General features: G+C 71.3%; 21 protein-coding genes. 11 read left to right on the plus strand and 10 right to left on the minus strand.

Annotated elements, in window-relative coordinates:
- The first annotated feature begins 9 nt into the window (after nucleotides 1-9).
- From GPA04_RS01430 to GPA04_RS01440, 3 genes are all read left to right on the plus strand, one after another.
- Nucleotides 10-1,176: an SPFH domain-containing protein gene (locus GPA04_RS01430; protein ID WP_156221587.1), complete on the plus strand. Its 1,167-nt coding sequence runs from the start codon at nucleotides 10-12 to the stop codon at nucleotides 1,174-1,176.
- A gap of 140 nt (nucleotides 1,177-1,316) precedes the next feature.
- The gene (locus GPA04_RS01435; RefSeq protein ID WP_156221589.1) at nucleotides 1,317-2,489 is read left to right on the plus strand and encodes a glycosyltransferase family 4 protein; all 1,173 of its coding nucleotides are present in this window, start codon (nucleotides 1,317-1,319) and stop codon (nucleotides 2,487-2,489) included.
- 41 nt (nucleotides 2,490-2,530) lie between these two features.
- On the plus strand, nucleotides 2,531-3,349 hold the full coding sequence (locus tag GPA04_RS01440; RefSeq protein ID WP_156221591.1) for a TrmH family RNA methyltransferase: 819 nt from the start codon (nucleotides 2,531-2,533) through the stop codon (nucleotides 3,347-3,349).
- Nucleotide 3,350: 1 nt separating this feature from the next.
- Here the strand turns inward: GPA04_RS01440 and GPA04_RS01445 are convergent, their stop codons facing one another.
- Complete coding sequence (locus tag GPA04_RS01445; protein WP_156221593.1) at nucleotides 3,351-3,734, minus strand: VOC family protein; 384 nt, start codon at nucleotides 3,732-3,734, stop codon at nucleotides 3,351-3,353.
- A 66-nt stretch (nucleotides 3,735-3,800) separates the two neighbouring features.
- Between GPA04_RS01445 and GPA04_RS01450 the strand changes: the two genes are divergently transcribed.
- Together GPA04_RS01450 and GPA04_RS01455 are read left to right on the plus strand one after the other, a co-directional pair.
- Nucleotides 3,801-4,775, plus strand: coding sequence for a 5'-3' exonuclease (locus GPA04_RS01450; RefSeq protein ID WP_241680520.1), 975 nt, complete (start codon nucleotides 3,801-3,803; stop codon nucleotides 4,773-4,775).
- Nucleotides 4,776-4,785: 10 nt separating this feature from the next.
- Complete coding sequence (locus GPA04_RS01455; RefSeq protein ID WP_156221595.1) at nucleotides 4,786-5,400, plus strand: GyrI-like domain-containing protein; 615 nt, start codon at nucleotides 4,786-4,788, stop codon at nucleotides 5,398-5,400.
- On the opposite strand, the gene GPA04_RS01460 is transcribed toward GPA04_RS01455, so the two are convergent.
- Nucleotides 5,401-5,958: a YbaK/EbsC family protein gene (locus GPA04_RS01460; RefSeq protein WP_156221597.1), complete on the minus strand. Its 558-nt coding sequence runs from the start codon at nucleotides 5,956-5,958 to the stop codon at nucleotides 5,401-5,403.
- A gap of 166 nt (nucleotides 5,959-6,124) precedes the next feature.
- Here GPA04_RS01460 and imuA' point away from each other — a divergent pair, with 166 nt between their 5' ends.
- Together imuA' and GPA04_RS01470 are read left to right on the plus strand one after the other, a co-directional pair.
- A complete protein-coding gene (gene imuA' / locus GPA04_RS01465; protein ID WP_156221599.1) occupies nucleotides 6,125-6,949 on the plus strand; it encodes a DnaE2-dependent mutagenesis accessory factor ImuA' in 825 nt (274 codons plus the stop codon).
- A complete protein-coding gene (locus GPA04_RS01470; RefSeq protein WP_156221601.1) occupies nucleotides 6,949-8,565 on the plus strand; it encodes a DNA polymerase Y family protein in 1,617 nt (538 codons plus the stop codon). Before imuA' ends, GPA04_RS01470 begins: the two co-directional genes overlap by 1 nt.
- Nucleotides 8,566-8,649: 84 nt before the next feature.
- On the opposite strand, the gene GPA04_RS01475 is transcribed toward GPA04_RS01470, so the two are convergent.
- Complete coding sequence (locus GPA04_RS01475) at nucleotides 8,650-9,339, minus strand: phosphotransferase (protein ID WP_206674077.1); 690 nt, start codon at nucleotides 9,337-9,339, stop codon at nucleotides 8,650-8,652.
- 136 nt (nucleotides 9,340-9,475) lie between these two features.
- Between GPA04_RS01475 and GPA04_RS21605 the strand changes: the two genes are divergently transcribed.
- Nucleotides 9,476-11,515: an HNH endonuclease signature motif containing protein gene (locus GPA04_RS21605; RefSeq protein ID WP_194238919.1), complete on the plus strand. Its 2,040-nt coding sequence runs from the start codon at nucleotides 9,476-9,478 to the stop codon at nucleotides 11,513-11,515.
- A gap of 381 nt (nucleotides 11,516-11,896) precedes the next feature.
- Here the strand turns inward: GPA04_RS21605 and GPA04_RS21270 are convergent, their stop codons facing one another.
- From GPA04_RS21270 to GPA04_RS01495, 4 genes are read right to left on the minus strand one after another with little or no spacing between them, the layout of a single operon-like run.
- The gene (locus GPA04_RS21270; RefSeq protein WP_241680521.1) at nucleotides 11,897-12,517 is read right to left on the minus strand and encodes an ATP-binding domain-containing protein; all 621 of its coding nucleotides are present in this window, start codon (nucleotides 12,515-12,517) and stop codon (nucleotides 11,897-11,899) included.
- Complete coding sequence (locus tag GPA04_RS21275; protein ID WP_241680522.1) at nucleotides 12,511-13,581, minus strand: nuclease-related domain-containing protein; 1,071 nt, start codon at nucleotides 13,579-13,581, stop codon at nucleotides 12,511-12,513. Before GPA04_RS21275 ends, GPA04_RS21270 begins: the two co-directional genes overlap by 7 nt.
- Before the next feature lie 45 nt (nucleotides 13,582-13,626).
- A complete protein-coding gene (locus tag GPA04_RS01490) occupies nucleotides 13,627-14,799 on the minus strand; it encodes a winged helix DNA-binding domain-containing protein (RefSeq protein WP_156221607.1) in 1,173 nt (390 codons plus the stop codon).
- Nucleotides 14,796-15,569, minus strand: coding sequence for a DUF1345 domain-containing protein (locus GPA04_RS01495; RefSeq protein WP_156221609.1), 774 nt, complete (start codon nucleotides 15,567-15,569; stop codon nucleotides 14,796-14,798). Before GPA04_RS01495 ends, GPA04_RS01490 begins: the two co-directional genes overlap by 4 nt.
- 74 nt (nucleotides 15,570-15,643) lie before the next feature.
- Between GPA04_RS01495 and GPA04_RS01500 the strand changes: the two genes are divergently transcribed.
- From GPA04_RS01500 to GPA04_RS01510, 3 genes are all read left to right on the plus strand, one after another.
- Nucleotides 15,644-16,558: a siderophore-interacting protein gene (locus tag GPA04_RS01500; RefSeq protein WP_156221612.1), complete on the plus strand. Its 915-nt coding sequence runs from the start codon at nucleotides 15,644-15,646 to the stop codon at nucleotides 16,556-16,558.
- A 102-nt stretch (nucleotides 16,559-16,660) separates the two neighbouring features.
- Entirely contained in the window at nucleotides 16,661-17,251 is a 591-nt protein-coding gene (locus GPA04_RS01505; protein WP_156221613.1) for a ClpP family protease, read from the plus strand.
- Nucleotides 17,251-17,871 carry a ClpP family protease gene (locus GPA04_RS01510; protein WP_241680523.1) on the plus strand — a complete coding sequence of 207 codons (621 nt, stop codon included), beginning with the start codon at nucleotides 17,251-17,253 and terminating at the stop codon, nucleotides 17,869-17,871. The genes GPA04_RS01505 and GPA04_RS01510 overlap by 1 nt, the downstream gene beginning before the upstream one ends.
- A 3-nt stretch (nucleotides 17,872-17,874) precedes the next feature.
- Here the strand turns inward: GPA04_RS01510 and GPA04_RS01515 are convergent, their stop codons facing one another.
- From GPA04_RS01515 to GPA04_RS01525, 3 genes are all read right to left on the minus strand, one after another.
- Nucleotides 17,875-18,195 carry a helix-turn-helix domain-containing protein gene (locus GPA04_RS01515; protein WP_156221615.1) on the minus strand — a complete coding sequence of 107 codons (321 nt, stop codon included), beginning with the start codon at nucleotides 18,193-18,195 and terminating at the stop codon, nucleotides 17,875-17,877.
- An 87-nt stretch (nucleotides 18,196-18,282) separates the two neighbouring features.
- Complete coding sequence (locus GPA04_RS01520) at nucleotides 18,283-19,353, minus strand: Gfo/Idh/MocA family oxidoreductase (RefSeq protein ID WP_156221618.1); 1,071 nt, start codon at nucleotides 19,351-19,353, stop codon at nucleotides 18,283-18,285.
- Nucleotides 19,354-19,384: 31 nt separating this feature from the next.
- Entirely contained in the window at nucleotides 19,385-20,563 is a 1,179-nt protein-coding gene (locus GPA04_RS01525; RefSeq protein WP_162458490.1) for a multidrug effflux MFS transporter, read from the minus strand.
- Nucleotides 20,564-20,580 lie beyond the last annotated feature (17 nt).

Below are 20,580 nucleotides of genomic sequence, written 5' to 3' on the forward strand. Positions count from 1 at the left end.
AGATCACGCATGGAACCAGGTCAGGTGATTGGAGTCATCGTCCTCATCCTCGTGGCGATCTTCGCCATCGTCGCCATCAGGCGAGCGGTGCGGATCGTTCCGCAGGCTGTGGCGTTGATCGTGGAGCGGCTGGGTCGCTACCAGAACACGCTCTACGCGGGTCTGCACTTCCTGATCCCGTTCATCGACCGCGTGCGTGCCGGCGTCGACCTTCGTGAGCAGGTCGTCTCGTTCGCGCCGCAGCCCGTGATCACCTCCGACAACCTCGTGGTGAGCATCGACACGGTCATCTACTTCCAGGTCACCGACCCGAAGGCGGCGACCTATGAGATCGCCAACTACATCACCGGTATCGAGCAGCTGACGGTCACCACGCTGCGTAACGTGATCGGCTCGATGGACCTCGAGCAGACGCTGACCAGCCGTGACCAGATCAACGGGCAGCTGCGCGGTGTGCTCGACGAGGCGACCGGCCGCTGGGGCATCCGCGTCAACCGTGTCGAGCTGAAGGCGATCGACCCGCCGGCGAGCGTGCAGGGCTCCATGGAGCAGCAGATGCGCGCCGAGCGTGACCGCCGCGCGGCCATCCTCACCGCCGAGGGTGTCAAGCAGTCCCAGATCCTCACGGCCGAGGGTGAGAAGCAGTCCTCGATCCTTCGTGCCGAGGGTCAGGCACAGGCAGCGATCCTGCGGGCGCAGGGTGAGTCGCGCGCGATCCTCCAGGTGTTCGACGCGATCCACCGCGGCGACGCCGACCCCAAGCTGCTGGCCTACCAGTACCTGCAGATGCTGCCGCAGATCGCGAACGGCTCGGCCTCGAAGCTCTGGGTCATCCCGACCGAGTTCACGGCGGCGCTGGGCTCGATCGCCGGTGCGTTCGGCGGCCAGACGCCGCCCCCGGCGTTCTCGGCTCGGGACGGCGAGCGGGAGTCGATGGTCGAGGACGTCGAGGGTCTCGACATCGACCTGCCCGAGACCTCGCTCCAGGATCCCTCCGAGGCGCTCCGCGAGGCGCGTACCCAGGTCGACGAGGCCCAGGCCGAGGCCGGCAGCGCGGGTGATGCCTCCGGCATGCCGTTCTCCCGGTCCGCCGAGGCGGGCCAGACGCCGCAGGGGCAGCCGCCGTCGGCGCCTCCGCCGCAGCAGCCGTGGCAGCAGGGCCCGACTCAGGGCTGAGCGCCGCACAGGTAGGACGGCGTCGACACGCTCGACGCCACACCGACGGGCCTGGGTTCCTTCTGGAGCCCGGGCCCGTCGGTCGCTGCCGACGGTGTCGAGCCAGGGCCGGCAGCAGACGCCCCGGCTAGAGTGGATGCGTGCGGATCGCTGTTGTCGCAGAGTCGTTCCTCCCGCAGGCGAACGGCGTCACGGTCACCGTGATGCGACTCCTCGACTACCTGGCGGAGCGAGGGGACGAGGTGCTCGTGCTCGCGCCCACGCCCGGGCGCGGCAAGGACACCGTCGCCTCGTACGCCGGCGCCGAGGTGCGGCACTTCAAGGCGGTCCCGCTGCCGGGGTACGCCGAGCTCCGGCTCTCCACGCCGCTCGTGCGCACGCTCGAGGAGCACCTGCGCTACTTCTCACCGGACGTGGTGCACCTGGCGGCGCCGTTCGTGCTGGGGTGGCAGGCGATCGGTGCCGCCCAGTCGCTGGGCCTGCCGAGCGTGGCGGTCTACCAGACCGAGGCGCCGACCTACGCGCGGCGCTACAAGGTCAAGCAGCTCGAGCCGCTGCTGTGGAAGCGGGTCACCGACATCCACCGCCGCGCGACCCTGTCGCTGGCACCGAGCACCTACGCGTGCCAGCAGCTGATCGACCGCGGCGTGCACCGCGTCGCCGTGTGGCCGCACGGGGTCGACCGCGAGCTGTTCTCGCCGCGGAACCGGGACGAGGCGCTGCGGATGACCGTGGCCCGCCCGGGCGAGGTCCTGGTGGGGTACGTCGGGCGGCTGGCGCGCGAGAAGCAGGTCGAGGACCTCTCGGGGCTGCAGTCGCTCAAGGGTGTGAGATTGATCGTCGCAGGCGACGGCCCTCGGCGCGACAAGATCGCCAAGGTGCTGAGCAAGGCCACGTTCACGGGCCACCTCGGCGGGACCGACCTCACGCGGCTGCTGGCCAGCCTCGACGTGTTCGTCCACACCGGTGAGATGGACACCTTCGCTCAGACCATCCAGGAGGCGAAGGCCAGCGGGGTCCCGGTGATCGCTCCCGCCCGCGGCGGACCCATCGACCTGATCGAGCACGGCGTCACCGGGTTCCTCTACAAGCCGGGCGACCTCGGCTCCATGCGGCGCCACGTGAAGCAGCTGGTCGACGACCCGGGCCTGCGACAGCTGATGGGGGAGGCCGCGCGCAGCTCGACCGAGAACCGGACCTGGGACGCGGTCAACGAGCAGGTGACCGTGCACTACCGGAACGCGATCCAGTTCGCGGCCGGTGACGTCGTGGCCGGGACGCTGGCACCTCGACGGCGGCTGCTCACCCGGTAGCCGCTCGGCGGGCCGCCGTCGGCCGACTAGGGTGACCACCCGTGCCGATCGTTCGCCTCGAGAACCCCGATGACGAGCGGGTCGCCGACTACACCCGACTGACCGACGTCGTGCTGCGGTCCAAGCACGAGCCGAGCAAGGGCCTCTACATCGCGGAGTCCTCCACCGTGATCCGCCGCGCGATCGCGGCGGGGCACCGGCCGCGGTCCTTCCTGATGGCGCCCCGCTGGCTGGAGAGCCTGCAGGACCTCCTCGAGGAGGTCGGCGCGGGCGAGCACGGCGACATCCCCGTGTACGTCGCCGACGAGCAGATCCTGTCGGAGCTGACCGGGTTCCACCTGCACCGCGGCGCGCTGGCGGCGATGCACCGTCCGGCGCTGGCGCCGGTGTCCGAGGTGGTGGCCGGCGCGCGCCGGGTCGTGATCCTCGAGGACATCGTCGATCACACGAACGTGGGGGCGGCGTTCCGGTCGGCCGCGGCGCTGGGTGTGGACGCGGTGCTGGTGACGCCGCGGTGCGGCGACCCGCTGTACCGGCGCAGCGTCCGTGTCTCGATGGGCACGGTGTTCCAGGTGCCGTGGACCCGGATCGATCCGTGGCCGGGAGGTCTGGAGGAGCTGCGCGCGCTGGGGTTCGCCACCGCCGCCCTCGCGCTCACCGAGGACGCGGTCACGCTCGACGACGTCGCATCGGACCCGCCGCAGCGGCTCGCCTGGGTGCTCGGTACCGAGGGCGACGGGCTGACGCGCGGCGCCGTCGAGGCGGCCGACATGGTCGTGCGCATCCCGATGGCCGGCGGCGTCGACTCTCTCAACGTCGCCGCTGCCGCCGCCGTGGCGTTCTGGGCCACGAAGGTCTGACTCAGCTCGAGGGCGGGTGCTCGGCCACGCAGAACAGGTTGCCCTCCGGGTCCGACAGGGTGGACCACTGCACCCAGGGCACCTCGTCGAGGACGTCCCATCGGTGCGTGGCGCCGAGCGCGACCAACCGAGCGACCTCCTGCTCGCGACTGCCCCACGGGACGGTCAGGTCCATGTGCTGCGACTGACGATCGGGGCGCGGCTCCGAACGGCGCGCGAAGGCCATCGGGACACCACCCGGCTCGCGGGCGGCGACGAACGTGAAGTCGGGATCCTCGCCGCCGATCGTGCCGCCGAGCGCCTCGGCCCAGAACCGGGCGAGCCTGACCGGGTCGTCTGCCTGCACGGTGACGGCGCCGAGGGTGATCGATGTCGAGGTGCTCATGCCCGGAACGCTAGAGCAGGGCACCGACACGGTGCTCGCGTCGGTGCTCGCGGCTAGCGTGTGAGGGTGACCATCCCACCGGATCCTGCACCGCGGCAGCAGCGGCTGCTCCTCCTCGACACCGCATCCTTGTACTTCCGCGCCTTCTTCGGCGTCCCCGACACGATCACGGCTCCTGACGGGACGCCCGTCAACGCCGTCCGGGGGCTCCTCGACTTCATCGCCCGGCTGGCGAGCGAGTACCAGCCGACGCATCTCGTGTGCTGCTGGGACGACGACTGGCGCCCCCAGTGGCGCGTCGACCTCGTGCCCTCCTACAAGCAGCACCGGGTCGAGGAGGTGGTGCCCGGGGCTGCCCCTGACGTCGAGGTCGTGCCGGACCCGCTCGAGGTGCAGATCCCGGTCATCCTCGCCGTCCTGGAGGCGTTGGGCCTGGCCGTGGTGGGGGCACCCGAGGCGGAGGCTGACGACGTCATCGGCACCCTCGCCACCGATGCCGGCATGCCGGTCGACATCGTCACGGGGGACCGGGACCTGTTCCAGCTCGTCGACGACGACGCCGAGGTCCGGGTGCTGTACACGGCGCGAGGGGTGGGCAAGCACGAGAAGGTGACGGACGCCGTCGTGCTGGAGAAGTACGGGGTCCACGCGAACCAGTACGCCGATTTCGCGACGATGCGCGGCGACGCCTCCGACGGGCTTCCCGGAGTGGCCGGGGTCGGCGACAAGACGGCGTCGTCGCTGCTCAGCGCCCATGGTGACCTGGCGAGGATCAGGGCCGCCGCAGCTGATCCGTCTGTCGCGATGGCTGCCGGACTTCGTTCCAAGATCAACGCGGCGTCCGACTACCTGGACGTCGCGCCCGAGGTCGTGGCGGTGCGGCGTCACCTCGACCTGGGGGTGGGACTCGCCGACCTCGTGGTGCCGGGCGGTGACGAGGACCACCCGCTGCCCCGAGCACCCGAGTCGCTGGTCGAGCTGGTCGACAGGTGGGGCCTCGACAGCTCGGTGCAGCGGGTGCTGGCCGCGTTCACCCGGTGAGGAGCCTGCCGTGGAGAAGGTCGACCTGAAGAAGGAGCTCGCCGTCTACACGGCGCGTCGAGGTGAGTTCGAGGTGGTCGAGATCCCCGATCTGCAGTACCTGATGATCGATGGGCATGGCGACCCGAACACCTCGCAGCAGTACGCCGATGCGCTCGCCTCGCTGTACCCGCTGGCCTACAAGCTGAAGTTCTTCAGCAAGCGTGAGCTGGGCCGTGACTACACGGTGATGCCGTTGGAGGCGCTGTGGTGGGCGGAGGACATGGCGGCCTTCACGAGCGGTCGCGACAAGTCGCGGTGGGACTGGACGGCGATGATCCTGGTCCCGGACTGGCTCACCGCTGAGCACGTCGAGATCGCGCGGAAGGCTGCGGCGGCCGGCGATGCGCCGGCGCTGGATCTCGTGCGGCTCGAGACGCTGGTCGAAGGCGTGTGCGTGCAGACCCTGCACGTCGGCTCCTACGACGACGAGGGCCCGGTGCTGCAGGAGATGCATGAAGGATTCATCCCGAGCCAGGGGTTGCAGATGGTCGGCAAGCACCACGAGATCTACCTGAGCGACGCACGTCGCACCGCACCGGAGAAGCTGAAGACGATCCTGCGGCAGCCCGTGGCGCCTGCCTGATCAGCGGCCGAGGTCCTCCACGATCTCCGCGTCCGTGAGGAGGACGAGCGCGCTGCCCGGCAGCACGAGCTTGGAGCCGCGGATCCCGGACCCGATGACGATGTGCTCGGCGTCTGCGAGGGTGGCGTCGACCATCACGCGGTAACGCTCGGGAAGTCCCAACGGGGTGATGCCGCCGTACTCCATGCCGGAGTCGGCGACCGCTGTGTCCATCGGCAGGAACGACGCCTTGCGCACGTCGAGCCGCTTGCGCACGGTCGTGTTGACGTCCGCGCGGGTGGTCGCGCGCACCACGCACGCCGCGACCCGCTCCTCGCCGCCCCGGCTGCCGGCGACGAGCACGCAGTTGCCCGAGATCTCCAGCGTGAGGTCATAGGCCTCGGTCATCGCCGCGGTGTCGGCGAGACCGGGGTCGATCGCGGTCACCAGGACCGCTCGAGCGGCCCGCTCGTTGTCACCGCCCTGCTCGACGGCGGTCCGGAGCCTCGTGCTGACCGGTGCGGCCATGAGGTCGGGCTGATCGAGCGCTGGGGTCCAGTCGAGAGTTCCGAGACGCATGGTTGCCACGGTAGGGCAGGCGGCAGCAGGTGTGCCGTCCCGGACACCGGCTCGTTGACACCGGCGTCGCCTCGGTGTTCCAATAGAACGTCCGTTCGAACATAGGTTCGGGCTCGATGTCAGTGGTCAGCTCTACCGTCGGCGAGACGTAGGCAGGAGGTGTGTGATGCGGGAAGCCGTGCGGCAGGAGAGCGCGAGGGAGCGCGAGCGGAGTCGAGAGGCTCGTCTCGCCGCGGCCCAGCGGGCGTTGGCCACGGCCGAGGCCAGCACGGGGCTGCGGCAGCGGCTCACGGGCGTCACCACGCTCGCGAGCGCGGCGAGCGGACCGGTCCCGCCGCCGTCGAGCACGGTTCCTCCGGAGCTGTTGCTGCCGTTGCCGGCCGGCGTGGAGACGTTGTTGCCCTGGGGTGGGCTGCGGCGAGGGAGCGCGATCCAGGTGTCGGGGTCGAGGTCGGTGCTGCTGGCGCTGGCCGCAGCGGCCGCGAACGCGCCTGGGCTGGACCTCTGGTGCGCGGTGGTGGCGATGCCTGATGTGGGGCTGGCGGCCGCCGCGGAGGCCGGGCTCGACCTGAACCGCACCGTGGTGGTGCCGAAGCCGGGTCCGGACGCCCCCGCGGTGCTGGGTGCCCTGATCGATGGCTTCGATGTCGTGGTCCTCGGCCGCTGCCCCGCACTCACCGACGCGGACCGCCGCAGCGCAGGTCACCGGCTGCGGCACCGGGAGGCGGTGCTGCTGTCCGGTGACGTGTGGCCGGGTGCGCACGCGGTGCTGGAGGTGGGGGAGCGGTCGTGGTTCGGTGTCGGGGCAGGCGATGGCGTGCTGACCGGTCGGGAGGCCACGATCACCGGCTACGCGCGCGGCCTCGGTCAACCGCGTCAGGTCCGGGTCCGGATGGGGGCCGACGGCGACCTGGCGCCGATCGGTGTGGATGCTCGCCTCTCGCAGGGTGAGGGCGAGATCCACGAGCTCGACCTGGCGAGGGCGGGCTGATGAGCGCGTTGGTCGCGGCACCGTTGCCGGAGGAGCCGCCGGCGCGCGACGGGGCCGAGCAGGCCACCCGGCTCGCGGTGCTGTGGGTACCGGACTGGCCGGTGGCGGCCGCGGTGGCGGAGGGTCTGGCGCAGGCCCACGAACCGGTGGCGCTGCACGATGGCCGAGGTCTGGTGGCGGTCTCGGCGCGCGCGAGGGCGGAGGGCGTGCGCCGCGGGATGCGGCGCCGCAGCGCTCAGGGACTGTGCCCGGAGCTGGTGCTGATCAATGCCGATGAGGGGCGTGACGTGCGCGCCTTCGAACCGGTGATGCAGGCGCTGGAGAGCGTCGTCCCGGAGTCGAACCTGCTGCGGCCCGGTGTCGCGGTGCTGCCGGCGCGAGGGGCGAGTCGCTACCTGGGTTCGGAGGACGCGCTGGCGGAGGCGCTCGTGGGGGCGGCGGCCGAGTCCGGTGTGGAGGCCCAGGTCGGCATCGCCGATGGGATGCTGATGGCGATGCTGGCGGCGCGTTCGTCGGAGCAGGTGCCGCTCGGGCGGTCGGCGGAGCGGCTCGCCGGGTGCGACGTGCGGGACCTGGTGCACGTGGCCACCACACGGGACTCGCGCGCCCGGATGGTGGATCTGGTGGACCTGTTCCGGCGGTTGGGACTGGTCACGCTGGGCGATCTGGCGCGGTTGCGGACAGCGCAGGTGGGGCCACGCTTCGGTGCGTGGGGTTTGCAGGCGCACCGGTTGGCACGCGGGTTGGACGCGCAGCCGCCGCGGGTGCGGCGGGCCGAGCCGGACGTGGTGGTGCAGGCCGATCTGGACCCGCCCGCACATCGGATCGACGCGGCAGCGTTCGCCGCGCGGCGGCTGGCGGAAGAGCTGCAGACGGCCATGATGCGGCGCGGTGTGGTGTGCGCACGGCTGCGGGTGCAGGCGCGCACGGAGGATGGCGGGGCGCTGGAGCGCACCTGGCGGCTCGATGGTGGCGCGCTCACCGCCGTCGAGCTCACCGACCGGGTGCGGTGGCAGCTGGAGGGCTGGCTGTCCGGGCGCAGCGGGCAGCGACCCAGCGCACCCGTGACGGCGCTGGAGCTCGCCGCGGAAGAGGTCAGCCCCGCCGCTGTCGCCTCCGACGGCTTGTGGGGTCGGGTGGGGCGCGGGCAGGCGCAGGCGGGGAGGGCGGCGCTGCGGGTGCAAGGGCTGATCGGGGCGGATGCGGTGCTGAGCCCCGTGCTGCAGGGCGGCAGGTCGCCCCGGGACCGGGTGCGGTTGGTGTCGTGGGGTGACGAGCCGGTCGCGCTGCGGGATCCGAAGGCGCCGTGGCCGGGGCAGATTCCCTCGCCGCTCCCTGCGACCGTGCCGACCTCGCCGATGCCGGCCAAGGTCCTCGACGACGACGGCCGCCCCGTCACCGTGGGCGAGCGCGGCGTGCTGCACGGCATGCCGGCGATGGTGGAGGTGAACAAGCGCGCTCGCGAGGTCACCGGCTGGGCCGGTCCGTGGCCGGTCCACGAGCGCTGGTGGGCCGGCGGTCGGCCCCGCACCTATGTGCAGGTCGTGTGCGGTGAGGCCGCGCTGCTCCTTGCCGGTGAAGGCGAGTCGTGGTGGGTGGAGGGCATGTATGACTGAGCGTCCTGACCAGGACAAGGCGCCGCTGCGTGCAAGATGACGACTGAGCGTCCTGACCAGCAAGCACATGGGCGCCGCTGCGTCCTAGCCGATGGCGAGCGAGCGCACCAGCGCGACGGCGTCACCCAGCCGGGCCCGCTCGGCCTCGCTCTGATAGCGGTCGCTTCGACGGAGCTCCTCCACGTCGTCGAGATGGGGCGCGAACGGCGTCGCGGTGCTCCGCGCGAACGAGGCGAGGAGCGCGGTGAGCTGCTCAGGAAGCCGCGCGGTGACGTCGTCGGACGGTGCCGAACCGAGCGCGGAGTCGGCGACGATCTCCGGGTAGGTGGCGACCTGGGCGAGGATCAGCGCGGTCATCGCGACGTCGAGTCCAGGTGCCCCCGTGCGCGCGTTGGGCCAGTCGATGACGACGGGCCCGCGTGAGCTCATCAGCACGTTGAAGGGGTGCAGGTCCAGGTGCAGCAGCGGCTGCCCACCCGGCCACGGGAGCCGGTGCAGATCGTCATGAAGCCGCGCCAGCAGGGCGCCGCCCTCGACCGGGTCGAGGTCGCCCTGGAGCAGCTGGGTGGCCATGGTGGGACCGTCGATGCGCTCCATCACGAGATCGGGTCCCGTCACCGACTCGACAGCAGGCACGGGAAAGCCGAGCCGTGCGAGGTCACGCATGAGGACACCTTCGGCCTCGGCGGAGCGGCCGTCGCGGTAGCGGCGCAGCACGAGCCCGTCGCCGTAGCCGAACACGTCCGCGTCGCGGCCGCCGGCGAGGATCTGCATGTCGATCACGCTATCCCAGCGTGCGGGGACGTCGAGGTGCCGATCGGCACCTCGGCCGTCACCAAGAGGATGGGCCTTCATCGACGGGAAACCGCCGCAGACGGCCGATGTCGGACCTCACCTCTACCGTGGAAACATGTTCGAGCCGGCCGGTGACGAGGTGCCCGCTGAGGGTGCGGCCGCCAGCATGCACGGAGCACCAGGCGCGGATGGCGGCAGCCCGGAGAGCGTCGCGGATGGTTCATCGAGCGAGCCGAACGGACCGAGCGAGCCGAACGGGGTGTGGGCGGAGCACGACTGGACCGATGTGCCGGTGCTTCCTGCGTCCGATGAGCCCCCGCCGGGTTGGCAGCCGGAGCGCGGCTGGCTGGACGATCTCGAGTATCCGCAGCTGGGGCCGGTGTCCTGGCTGGAGCAGCTGCAGCCCTCGGCACACCTGATGCGCGAGCTCGAGGAGCTACCAGCAGACCTGGTGGACTCGGATGAGGATGCCGTCGAGATGGTCGCTCACTGGGCGCGGCTCGAGAGCTACTGCGCCCTGCGCAAGCGGGAGGCGGCCGCAGCGTTGGCGCGCCGCGTCGTGATGTCCGATGGTCTGGCGACGCTGAAGAGTCTGGGGGTCCGGTCCGGTGAGCCGAACATCGCCGGTGACGAGCTCGCGCTCAGGCTCGGCATCGGGCGGCGGGCCGCACAGACGCTCGTGCGCTCCGGCCGGGCGTTCCGTGGGGTGGGGATCCCGACCGCCGAGGCGCTCGCCGCTGGCGAGATCGACGCGACGAAGGCCGATCTGATCGTCGCGGGCGTCGAAGACCTCGAGCCCGACGCCGCGCTCGATGTTCAGTACGAGGTGCTCGCGACGGCACCGCACGTGCCGTCCGGGCGATTGCGACGCGCCCTGGCGACAGCGCGCGCCGCGGTCGACCCGGCGCACTACGAGCAGCGCTGCCAGGCAGCGGCGGCCAAGCGTCGCGTCGATCGTCCGCGCGTGCTCCCCGACGGCATGGCGAGCCTGTACGCCGTCATGCCGGCTGTCGAGACGACGCAGCTGTACCGAGCGATCGATGCCGCTGCTCGATCGGCCAAGACCGTCGGCGATCCGCGCTCGCTCGATCAGCTTCGCGCTGACGCCCTCGCGCTCATGGGCACTGCCGCGATCCAGACCGGGTGGATCGGTGCATGTCGACGTCCGCACGCGGATGGTGCCGAGGCGGCCGGCACCTTGGGCACCGACGATCCGTCCCAAGCCTCCGATGCTGCCGGTCCACCGCGTCCCGTCGATCCTGATCACCGTGACCGTGAGGGGGTTCAGGGCTCTCCACCGCAGGAGGTCACCCCCGAGTGCGTGATGCGCGTCGGCGTGATCGGCGGGGTCTCGGCGCACGTGCGAGTGGTGATCCCGCTGACGACGGCGATGGGCGGCCTCGACAGGGCAGGACCAGGAGCCGACGGAGCGCATCACAACGGAGCTCCTGACAACCGGGCTCCTGACAGCCGGGCTCCTGACAGCCGGGCTCCTGACAGCCGGCCTCCTGACGACCGGCCTCCCGACGACCGGGCTCCTGACGACCGGGCTCCTGACAATCCAGCTCTTGATGATCCGGTGCCTGATGCCCCGGCTGTCGACAACTCAGCTCCAGACAACAACGTGGGCCCTGCCAGTCCAGCTCCTGACGATCCCGCTCCTGACGCCGGAGCTCATGAACCTGCCCAGCTGGAGGGTTACGGCCCCATCCCCGGGTCGGTCGCACGTGCACTGGCGGCTGGTGGACCGTGGGCGCGCATGGTCACCGACCCGCTCGACCGCACCGTGCTCGAGGTCAGCCGCGACGTCTACGAACCGCCACCGGCCATGGCCGCCCTGGTCCGTGCGCGCGAGCCCGAGTGCGTGCATCCCGCGTGCAGCGTGTCGTCGGACGGGTGCGACCTCCACCACAGGATTCCCTGGCCGGTCGGGCTGACCTGCGTCGCCAATCTCGACCCGGGCTGCCGTCGCGACCACGTGCTCCTCACGCATGGCGGATGGAGCTACGTCACCGATGCTGATGGCCGCCGCACCTGGACCACCGCTGCCGGACTCGTCTACGTCGAGGATGCGAACGGCAACCTCACGCGGCGCAAGCCGAAGCGCCCGGGGGAGCCGCGACGCCCCCATGACGACGGCCCACCGCCCTTCTGACCTCGGATGCGCACAAGGCTCAAGGGACGGCGGCCCGGCCCCGCTCGAGGGGCAAGGGGGCCGCGGGGCGGTCCTTGGTGGCCCGCGTCGGGGTGGACGTGGCCTGCGGCGCAGTGCGGAAATCGTCGTGCTCGCCGGGCTTGGCGAATCGCGCGTCCAGCGAACGCAGAGTCTTGCGCGAACTGGTGAGCCCGGGTCCACCAGGCCGGGCTTGAACCGGGTGCTGGTAGGTCGATTGCCGGAACCCGCTCTCTCGCGAGCGCGCCTCTGGGTGGACGTGGTGTCGTGTTGGCGGCTTGGTGAGCCGCAAGTCCGGCGAACGTCTGGCCTCTGCGTGGAACCCGCGAGCCCCGGGGGCCAGGCCGGGCCAGGGACCGGCTTCTAGGTGAGGCCGATACCTAGCCGCTTGGCGACCTCGTCGCCACCCACTGCCCGGATCACCTCGGGCTCGCCGACCACCACGAGCAGGTCGGTCGCCCGTGACATCCCGACGTAGAGGCGCTCCCTGGAGCGTTCGCGTGAGCCGTCGTCGTTGACGCAGAGCACCACGACCCGGCGCTCCAGCCCCTTGCACCCCAGGACGTGGCCGTAGAAGACGTCGTCGGTGTCCCAGAACGTCTGCCAGTACGCCTCTTGGTCGCCGTCGCCGGCGCGTTCGACCTGCACCGGGTGCCGCTTGCCCGTGGTCAGCAGGCACACGTGCTCCTGGGGCCAGTCCTTCTCCAGCAGCCGCTCGACCTCGTCGTCGGCGACGCCGAGGGCGTCGGCCGGGGAGGCCGGCACGAACCGGACCGCCGGCCCCTCACTGCCGCGGGCGCGCATCCGGGACGGCGCCAGCGGTGCGAAAGCGTCGAGGATCTGCCTCGTGTTGCGCAGGTTGTGGTAAAGAACCAGCGGCACCAACGGGACCGGCGGCTCGCCGTACCGGGCGAACAGCCGCTGGTTCTCGTCGGAGTACACGTACAGCCCGCCGCTGTCCTCGTCGCGCAGAGCCTTCAGCACCGGGGTCCACCACGAGTCCGCGAGTCCTGCGCCTCGTCCACCACGATCGAGTCGTACCGCTTGGAGGCGGGCAGCTCCGCGGCGAGCCGCGCCATCTCGACCGGCAGCTCGGTCTCCCAGAAGTCGCTGTCCTGACGTGTGCCGGTGGGAGCACCCCACTGGGTCCCGAACTCGTGGAACGTGCCCACGAAGGCCGGCCGCTCCCTCCAGCTCCACGCCTTCACCACCCGCTTCAGGTGCTGCGCCAGGCCGATCGAGTAGCACAGCAGCGCCACGCGCTCGCCCGATCGGCCGCCGCCCCCGCGGGTCAGCTCCTTCGCCTGCTGCAGCGCCAGCACGGTCTTCCCGGAACCGGCACCGCCGCGGACCTCCACCCGCCGCAGCAGTCGCGTGGCACCCAGCAGCACCGCCTGCTCCATGGTGAGCTGATCGGCCACCGCCGCGCGTTCCTCCGAGTCGGACAGCGGGTCCTCGACCATCACACGCGGCCGGGTCAGGATCTCGGCGACGACGTCCAGGTCGTCGCCGTACGGCAGCTCGGTGCCGGCATGCCGGGTGCGGTCGAGCTGATCGGCGAGCCGGGCCGCCAGCTGGTCCTGATCACCACGGTCGTGCAGCATCCAGCGCTGCAGGTCCGACAGGTCGAAGTCGGGCCCGAACTCGGTGAAGGGCGTCACGACGCCGTGCGCCCAGGGCAGCTGCGGTCGCGAACCCCAGCGGGGATCCATGCGCACCCGGTGCCGCGCCGCGTACATCGCGCTCCGGATCTGCTCCACCGGATCGATCGACGAGATCCGACCCCTGTGGGTCATCGACCAGCCGTGCTCCGCGCGCCACCCGATGCCTGCACCCTTCACCTCGAGCGCGATCACGCCACGGCGGGGGAGCAGCACCAGGAAGTCGATCTCGTGGTTCTTCTCCTCCTCGCTGAGGCGGAGGTTCCCGATCAGGTGGGCATCGTCAGGCAGCTGGGCCCTCAGGCGGTCCCACACCTCCCGTTCGGACGCGGTGCCCAGCTTCGGCTCAGCCGGCCACACCCGCGGACCGCTGCGCTCGTCGTCCATGGATTCCCCTCGCCTCGGTGCCAACCTAGGGGGAGGCGCCGACACTCAGCCGCGTTCGAGCGTCACGTCGGCGATCTCCCACTGCATCACCGCAGCCGCGCTCGCCACGGCGCGCTCCAGATCCGCCGCCGCGGGTGCAGCCACACCCGGGAACGTCGTCACGAGAAACCGTCGCGACCGGCCTGAGCCCTCAGCTCTCCACCACCCGGCGATCCGCCCGTGGTGCAGCAGCGGCGGGAGCACGAGACCGTTCTTCTGGTTCCACAGGATCGCGTGCTGCTCGGGCGTGATGAACCGCTCCCGCGCGCGCGGGTCGTAGCCGCACATCAGCGCGTCGAACTCCGGGAGCAGACGAACCCCGACGTCACCGACCGGGCGACGAACGCCGTCGGCCACGTCCCAGTAGTCCCGGCCGTCAGGGCCGGATCGGACGCTCAGTCGGTGCTCCAGCCGCGCGAGCGCCGCATCGACCTCCCGCAGCCCGACGCCGGCCCACCATGCCACGTCGTGGCGGCTGGCCGGTCCGTGGCTGCGTAGGTGCAGGAGCACGACGGCGGCCATCGCCTCCTCGTGCGTGCTCGCCCTGAGCGCGGCGAGCCTGGCGGTGTCCTCGTGCCCGGCGTCGGCGAGAGCGGCACCCACCCACCGGTACGCCGGTCGGGTCTGTCCGTCCCAGCCTCCGGCGACCGGTCGTCGGATCAACCCGCCGTGCCCGAACGCCAGGTAGCGACCAAGGGGCTGCCCGAGCTGGTCGGTCGGCTGCTCGCCCCGCTGCTCGAGCCAGGAGCGCAGGTGCGCGGCGAGCTCGTCGACCTCGCGCCAGGCCGGTGTCGCGAACTCCTCGATCCCGTCCCAGACCTCCTCCAGGGTGGTCTTCTCGAGCCTCAGGGTGCGCGCCCACATGGCGCGCTGACCCACGCGGGTGGCGCGTTCCAGCGCGACGTGGTGCTCCGCCGTCGAGGTGTGGACGGTGCCGCGGATCGAGCTGCCACGCACGAGCACGTGTCGTTCGTAGGCCTCGGTGAGGGTCGCGGGGGTCACGCCGGGCAACCTGGCCGCGATCCCGAGGAAGGCCGACCGCGCCGTCTGGGTCTGCAGCGGCCCGATCCTGCTCATGAGATCGCTCACGGCAGCGACGCCGCGGCCGCGTACTGGTGGGAACTGCCGCGCCAGGCTCGACCGGCGCAGCTGGTCCCACGTGTAGGCGCGGGTGCTCATCCGCTCGTCAGCAGCAACGAGATGACCATGCCGACGATCACCGTGTTGAAGACGAACGCGATCAGGCTCTGCGACAGCACCTGCCCACGCAGCTCGGTGGTGCGGACACCGACATCGGTGGTCCCGAAGGTCGCCTGGATACCCGCGGCGAGATAGAAGTAGTCGAGCAACCTGTTCGGGCGTTCCCCGGGGAACTCCAGGCCCCCGCGGGTCAGATCCACGCGGGCGTAGTGAACGGCGTAGGTCACGGCCACGCTGAACCACGCCGTGCCGACCATCACCAGCGCGATCACGAACGCCAGCGGCAGCTCGCGCAACGCCGGCCGCATCACCAGGGCCACGACCGCGACCAGCGCGAAGATCGCGATCGACGTCGACCAGCTCGAGGGACCCACGCCCACGACCCAGCGGAACAACGTCCCGTCGCGACGCTTGTCGTACTTGAGCCAGCTCGGGTCGGCCGTGATGGCGACGCGGAAGTCGTCGCCTCGCAGGCCGCGGTACGCGAGCCAGGTCAGCACCATGTGAGCGAGCGTGAACGCCGCCCACACCATCACGGGCAGCAGCAGGGCCGCGCCGGGCAGGTCCTCCCTGGCCAGCTCGCGGAACGGTTCATAGCTGTTGACCAGGACGCGCTGCACCGTGAGCGATGTCACGACGGCGATCAGGACCGTGATGGCGACGCGCCGGTTCTCCGACAGCAACCAGATGGTGCGCGGCAGGTCGGGGGCCTCGGGCTCGCTCTCACCTGCGTCTTCGGATCTCGTCACCCCCGTGAGATTAGTCGGCAGGTGTGACGTACCTCTCTGGCCAAAATTGGTGAGGCAAGGCTAGCCTTATTCCGATGACAGCGACCCTGACCCGTACCGTCCAGCCCTGGCGGCTGTTCCGTACCACGGTCTCACGTGTGCAGCGCCTCAGCTCGAGCTTCCTGCGGATCACGTTCGCCGGTCCCGAGCTCATGGCGCTCGGCGACGACCGAGACGACCAGCGTGTCAAGGTCATCCTGCCCGCGCCCGACGGGTCGCTCGACGTCGGTGACGCCGATGGTCTCAGCTGGTACCAGGAGCTGATGGGCCGGGATGCGGCCAGCCGCAACGCGGTGCGCACCTACACCTCCCGCCACGTGCGTGCCGAGCAGGGCGAGGTCGACGTCGACTTCGTGCTCCACGGCGACGAGGGACCCGCCTCGCGCTGGGCCACGACCGCCACGGTGGGTGACGAGATCATCCTCTGCGGCCCGAACCTCGCGCACGGCGGCCCCTACGGTGGCACCAGCTTCAAGCCGGCACCGGGAACGGACCGGTTCCTCCTGGTCGCCGACGAGACCGCCGTACCGGCTGCGCTCGCGATTCTCGAGGGCCTGCCTGCGCACGCGATGGGCGCTGCCCTGCTCGAGGTCCCGCACGCCGACGACATGCTGCCGGTATCGGCCCCGCCCGGCGTGCAGGTGCGTTGGCTCGCCCGCGAGGACGCCGCCCACGGCGCGTTGCTCGAGCCCGCGGTCGGCAACCTGCTGCAGCTGTGGCTGGGTGACCGCCACGGCGCCGACAGCAGCGAGGTCGAGCTCCCCGTGGACCCCGACGGCTACCTCTGGGACGTGCCCGAGCAGACCGTGAGCGGCGAGTTCTACGCCTGGCTGGCCGGGGAGGCGGGAGTCGTCACCCGGCTGCGCCGGACCCTGGTGCGCGAGCACGGCGTCGACCGTCGCTCGGTCGCCTTCATGGGCTACTGGCGAGCCGGGCGCGCCGAGGGCTGACCTCCTGACCTCACTCTGCCCAGGGCAGATCTGCTGCGGGCAGCATGAGGTGAGATCCGCCGTCGGGCGGGTTCATGGTGGTTCCGACGAGAGGAAACCACCATGGCAAATCTGGACGACAGACTGATCGAGAACCTCATGCAGCACCGCATCCTGGTGCTCGCGCAGCAGGTCGACGACGACATCGCGCGGCGGCTGACCAGCCAGTTGCTGCTGCTCGCGGCGGAGGACCCGCGAGCCGACATCGCGCTGCTGATCAACTCCCCGGGCGGCTCGGTCTCCGCGGGACTGGGGATCTACGACACGATGCGCATGATCGGCAACGACGTGGTGACGGTCGCGACCGGGCTCGCGGCCAGCATGGGGCAGTTCCTGCTCTCGGCCGGCACGCCGGGCAAGCGGTACGCCCAACCCCATGCGAGGGTGCTCATGCACCAGGGGTCGGCAGGGCTGCAGGGCTCGCCGATCGACATCGCCATCCAGGCCGAGAACCTCGAGCACACCAACGCCGTGATGACGGCCCTGACGGCGGAGCACACCGGCCAGAGCGTCGAGACGATCCACCGCGACTCCGACCGCGACCGCTGGTTCACCGCCGAGGAGGCGCTGGCGTACGGGTTCGTGGACGCGATCGCCGACGGACCGGACGTGCTGCGGCTGGCCGCGCGGCGCCGGGCGGGGGTGCTGGCCTGATGTCGACCACCATGACGGCCAGCTACACGATCCCGAGCGTGGTGGAGACCACCGCGCAGGGGCAGCGGGCCTCCGACGTCTACTCGCGGCTGCTGTCGGATCGCATCGTCTTCCTCGGGACCGAGATCGACGACGGGGTCGCGAACACGATCATCGCGCAGCTGATCCATCTCGAGTCGGCCGACCCGGAGCGGGAGATCTCGCTCTACCTCAACTCCCCGGGCGGATCCGTCACGGCGAGCCTGGCGATCTACGACACGATGCAGTTCGTGCGCGCACCGGTCTCGACGATCTGCGTGGGGCAGGCGGCGTCGACGGCGGCGATGCTGCTGGCGGCGGGGGAGCCGGGTCGGCGTGGCATGCTGCCGCACGCGCGGGTGCTGCTGCACCCGCCGGAGGTCGGCGGCCGGGGCACGCTGCCCGACCTCCGGCTGGCCGCCAAAGAAGTGGCACGCACCCGGGCGCAGCTGGAGGAGATCCTCGCGCGGCACACCGGGCGGCCGGTCGAGCAGATCGCCGACGAGGTCAGTCGCGACCTGGTGCTGCCGGCCGAGCAGGCGCGGGCGTACGGCGTCGTCGACGAGGTGATCGGGAGCAGGAAGCTGCTGCCCGCGGTCTGAATCTCAGGCGGCGAGCAGGACCGGACCCGAGGGGCGGGCCGAGGTGGCTGGGCCGGCGGGCGCGCTCATCGGCTCGGTGAGCTCGGCGACCCGGTTCGCCAGGGTGCTCAGATCGAGGTCGAGCGCGCCGAGGGCCGCTTCGAGGATCTCCGACGACGGCTCCTTGCGTCCGCGCTCGACCTCGCTCAGGTACTGGGTCGAGATCCCGGCGGCCGCGGCGACATCTCCCTGGGTACGCTCCTGCGCCAGTCGCTCGCGCCGCAGCTCGTGCCCGACGGCCTCGCGCCAGAGCAAGGACCTCGGGAATGCGATGACGTCACCCATGAGGGAAACCTAGAGCGATCGGGGTGGCCGCGCCCGCGTGTTCGTCAGGGGCGAACGGCATCCGGGGCTCGAGGGGCGGGCAGCTTCCTACGGCGCCCACGACTGCCGGGACGTTTGGACCTTCTCACCCGTCGTGGCGGCCCGCTGGATCATCAGGTCCAGGTACCGGTCCTGTGCCGCCTCGGCGAGCGAGTACGGCGCCGGGCCACCGCGGGCGTAGGAGCCGATGGCCTCCAGGATGCGCGCCATGGCGATCTCGTCCTCCGCGAGGCGGGCCCGCAGGTAGGGGTTGGTGAACGGCCACCGGCCCTCGAAGGTGTATCCGCGCAGGAACATCCCCTCGTGGTTGCCCGGGCCGCCGGCTGCCACTCGCTCGAGGCGAGAGACCATCGGGGTGCGGGCGTCCAGGAAGCGCCGGACGACGGTGTCGCGGAGCTCGCCCGCGGTGCCGCGGATCAGCATGCTGGGCGAGCGCCCCCAGCTGCGGACCTGCTGGTCGTCGAAGTCGACGGCGCCGTGGCGGTCACCGAAGTCGAGCCAGGCCAGCGTGCGAACGCCGTCGACCATCCTGTCCTCGGTCGGATCGCCGTAGCGGCTGGGCCCGAGCCGGACGGGGGAGGGCACCGTGGTCGCGGTGACCTCGGCGTCCTCGAAACCGATCCGCAACGCCCGACGCAGCACGCTGACCCCGTGATAGCCGTGGGAGATCGAGGCCTGCGCCTGGGTGACCGTGCCGAGCAGCCCTTCGCGTGCGATCGAGAGCTGTGCCGACAGCAACGGCTCCAGGTGGTACTGCTCGGCCACCTGGATCCTCAGCCCGTCACGCTCGAGCGCACAGAGCGCCTCGAGCTCGGCGACGTCGACGCCGGGCGGGGTCTCGGCCAGCACGACAGGGCCGCGATCCTTGAGCTCGGCGATCACCTCGGCGCTCGCCGACCCGCGCACCGCCACGACGACGACGTCCACGGCCTCCAGGTCCGCGTCGGCGACCGACCGCCAGGTGGGGACACCGTGCTCAGCGGTGAACTCCGCGGCTCGATCCGGGTCGCGGACCACCGCACCCACGAGCCGTAGCGTGTCAGGGACGGCGGCGATCACCCGCGCGAACGTGTGCGAGCGGTAGCCGGAACCGATGAGCGCGACCTGGGTGGCTGTCATGGAACCATGATGCGGGCACCGGACGGCGTTCTCATCCGGTGCTCCCCAGGTGAGGGCGCACCCGCAGGTGGAACACCAGCGCGCCTGCGAGCACCGCCACGAGCATGACGGAGGCCATCGCGACCACCCCGGTGGATCCGAACATGCCAGCCACCGGCGCGACGACGGCGGCCATCACCAGCGTCGCTGCGCCGGGAAGGGCAGTGGCTGCACCGGCGGCGTCGCCGAGGCGCTCCAGTGACAGGTGGGTGATGTGCGGAGTCATCACGCCAGCGGCCAGGTAGAGCAGGGCGATCGGAATCATGACGCCGAGCAGCCCGAGAGCGCCGGTCATGGCCGACACCCACAGCAGCGTCGTGACCACCACGACGGCCGCCAGGGCCAGACCGACCACGCGTCCACCCGACACCTGCGCGCGGATCCGTGACCCGAGCTGCACACCGACCCAGCCACACAGAGCGTTGATTCCGAAGGCCAGCCCATACTCAGCCTCGGTCAGCCCCCAGACCGACTGAAACACGAACGGAGACGTCGTGATGTAGGTCCAGGCCGCCCCGCCCCAGACGAAGATGGTCACCAGGGTCAGTCCGACGTACCGCCGGTCGCGCAGCACGTACCGGTAGCCGGCGATCACGCGTGATCGGCCGACCGTGCGCCGGCGGACGATCGGCCCCTCGGGCACCCAGAGCACGTAGGCCGCCGATGCCGCGACCGTGAGCGCCCCGATGACCACGAACAGCCCACGCCAGCTCATGACGCTCAGCAGCAGGCCGCCGACCGTCGGAGCCAGCACGGGGACCGCCGCCGTCACCGCGAGCACGTGCCCGATCGCCTTGATGAACGCCGCGCCCTGGTAGAGGTCTCGCACCGTCGCGGTAGCCACCACCACCCCCGCGGCGCACGCCACCCCCTGCACCACGCGTGCCGCCACCAGGACGGTGACGTCGGGGGCCGCCGCGCACACCAGCGCCGTGAGCATCAGCACGGCGTTGGCGATCAGCAGCGGGCGCCGCCGCCCGAAGCGGTCGGTCACCGGACCGAGCACCAGCTGGCCCACGGCGAAACCGATCAACGTACCGGTGAGCGTCGCCTGCACCCAGGTCTCGCTCGCTCCCAGCTCTTGCCCGATCCTCGGGAAGGCCGAGATGTACAGGTCGATCGACAGGGAACCCAGAGCGGCGACCGAGGCGAGGCTGAAGAGCACCCGCATCGCGTGTTCCGGCTGCA

The organism is Pseudactinotalea suaedae (genome assembly GCF_009733815.1).
Taxonomy (GTDB): Bacteria; Actinomycetota; Actinomycetes; order Actinomycetales; family Beutenbergiaceae; genus Pseudactinotalea; species Pseudactinotalea suaedae.

Bases quoted from the DNA above. Each gene is read 5' to 3' on its own strand.
- GPA04_RS21605 (WP_194238919.1), top strand. From the start codon at position 9,476: ATGTTCGAGCCGGCCGGTGACGAGGTGCCCGCTGAGGGTGCGGCCGCC.
- GPA04_RS01475 (WP_206674077.1), bottom strand. From the start codon at position 9,339: ATGCAGATCCTCGCCGGCGGCCGCGACGCGGACGTGTTCGGCTACGGC.
- GPA04_RS01460 (WP_156221597.1), bottom strand. From the start codon at position 5,958: ATGCGTCTCGGAACTCTCGACTGGACCCCAGCGCTCGATCAGCCCGAC.
- GPA04_RS01430 (WP_156221587.1), top strand. From the start codon at position 10: ATGGAACCAGGTCAGGTGATTGGAGTCATCGTCCTCATCCTCGTGGCG.
- imuA' (WP_156221599.1), top strand. From the start codon at position 6,125: ATGCGGGAAGCCGTGCGGCAGGAGAGCGCGAGGGAGCGCGAGCGGAGT.
- GPA04_RS01470 (WP_156221601.1), top strand. From the start codon at position 6,949: ATGAGCGCGTTGGTCGCGGCACCGTTGCCGGAGGAGCCGCCGGCGCGC.
- GPA04_RS01490 (WP_156221607.1), bottom strand. From the start codon at position 14,799: ATGAGCACCCGCGCCTACACGTGGGACCAGCTGCGCCGGTCGAGCCTG.
- GPA04_RS01445 (WP_156221593.1), bottom strand. From the start codon at position 3,734: ATGAGCACCTCGACATCGATCACCCTCGGCGCCGTCACCGTGCAGGCA.
- GPA04_RS01510 (WP_241680523.1), top strand. From the start codon at position 17,251: ATGTCGACCACCATGACGGCCAGCTACACGATCCCGAGCGTGGTGGAG.
- GPA04_RS01500 (WP_156221612.1), top strand. From the start codon at position 15,644: ATGACAGCGACCCTGACCCGTACCGTCCAGCCCTGGCGGCTGTTCCGT.
- GPA04_RS01515 (WP_156221615.1), bottom strand. From the start codon at position 18,195: ATGGGTGACGTCATCGCATTCCCGAGGTCCTTGCTCTGGCGCGAGGCC.
- GPA04_RS21275 (WP_241680522.1), bottom strand. From the start codon at position 13,581: ATGGACGACGAGCGCAGCGGTCCGCGGGTGTGGCCGGCTGAGCCGAAG.
- GPA04_RS01505 (WP_156221613.1), top strand. From the start codon at position 16,661: ATGGCAAATCTGGACGACAGACTGATCGAGAACCTCATGCAGCACCGC.
- GPA04_RS01520 (WP_156221618.1), bottom strand. From the start codon at position 19,353: ATGACAGCCACCCAGGTCGCGCTCATCGGTTCCGGCTACCGCTCGCAC.
- GPA04_RS01525 (WP_162458490.1), bottom strand. From the start codon at position 20,563: ATGCGGGTGCTCTTCAGCCTCGCCTCGGTCGCCGCTCTGGGTTCCCTG.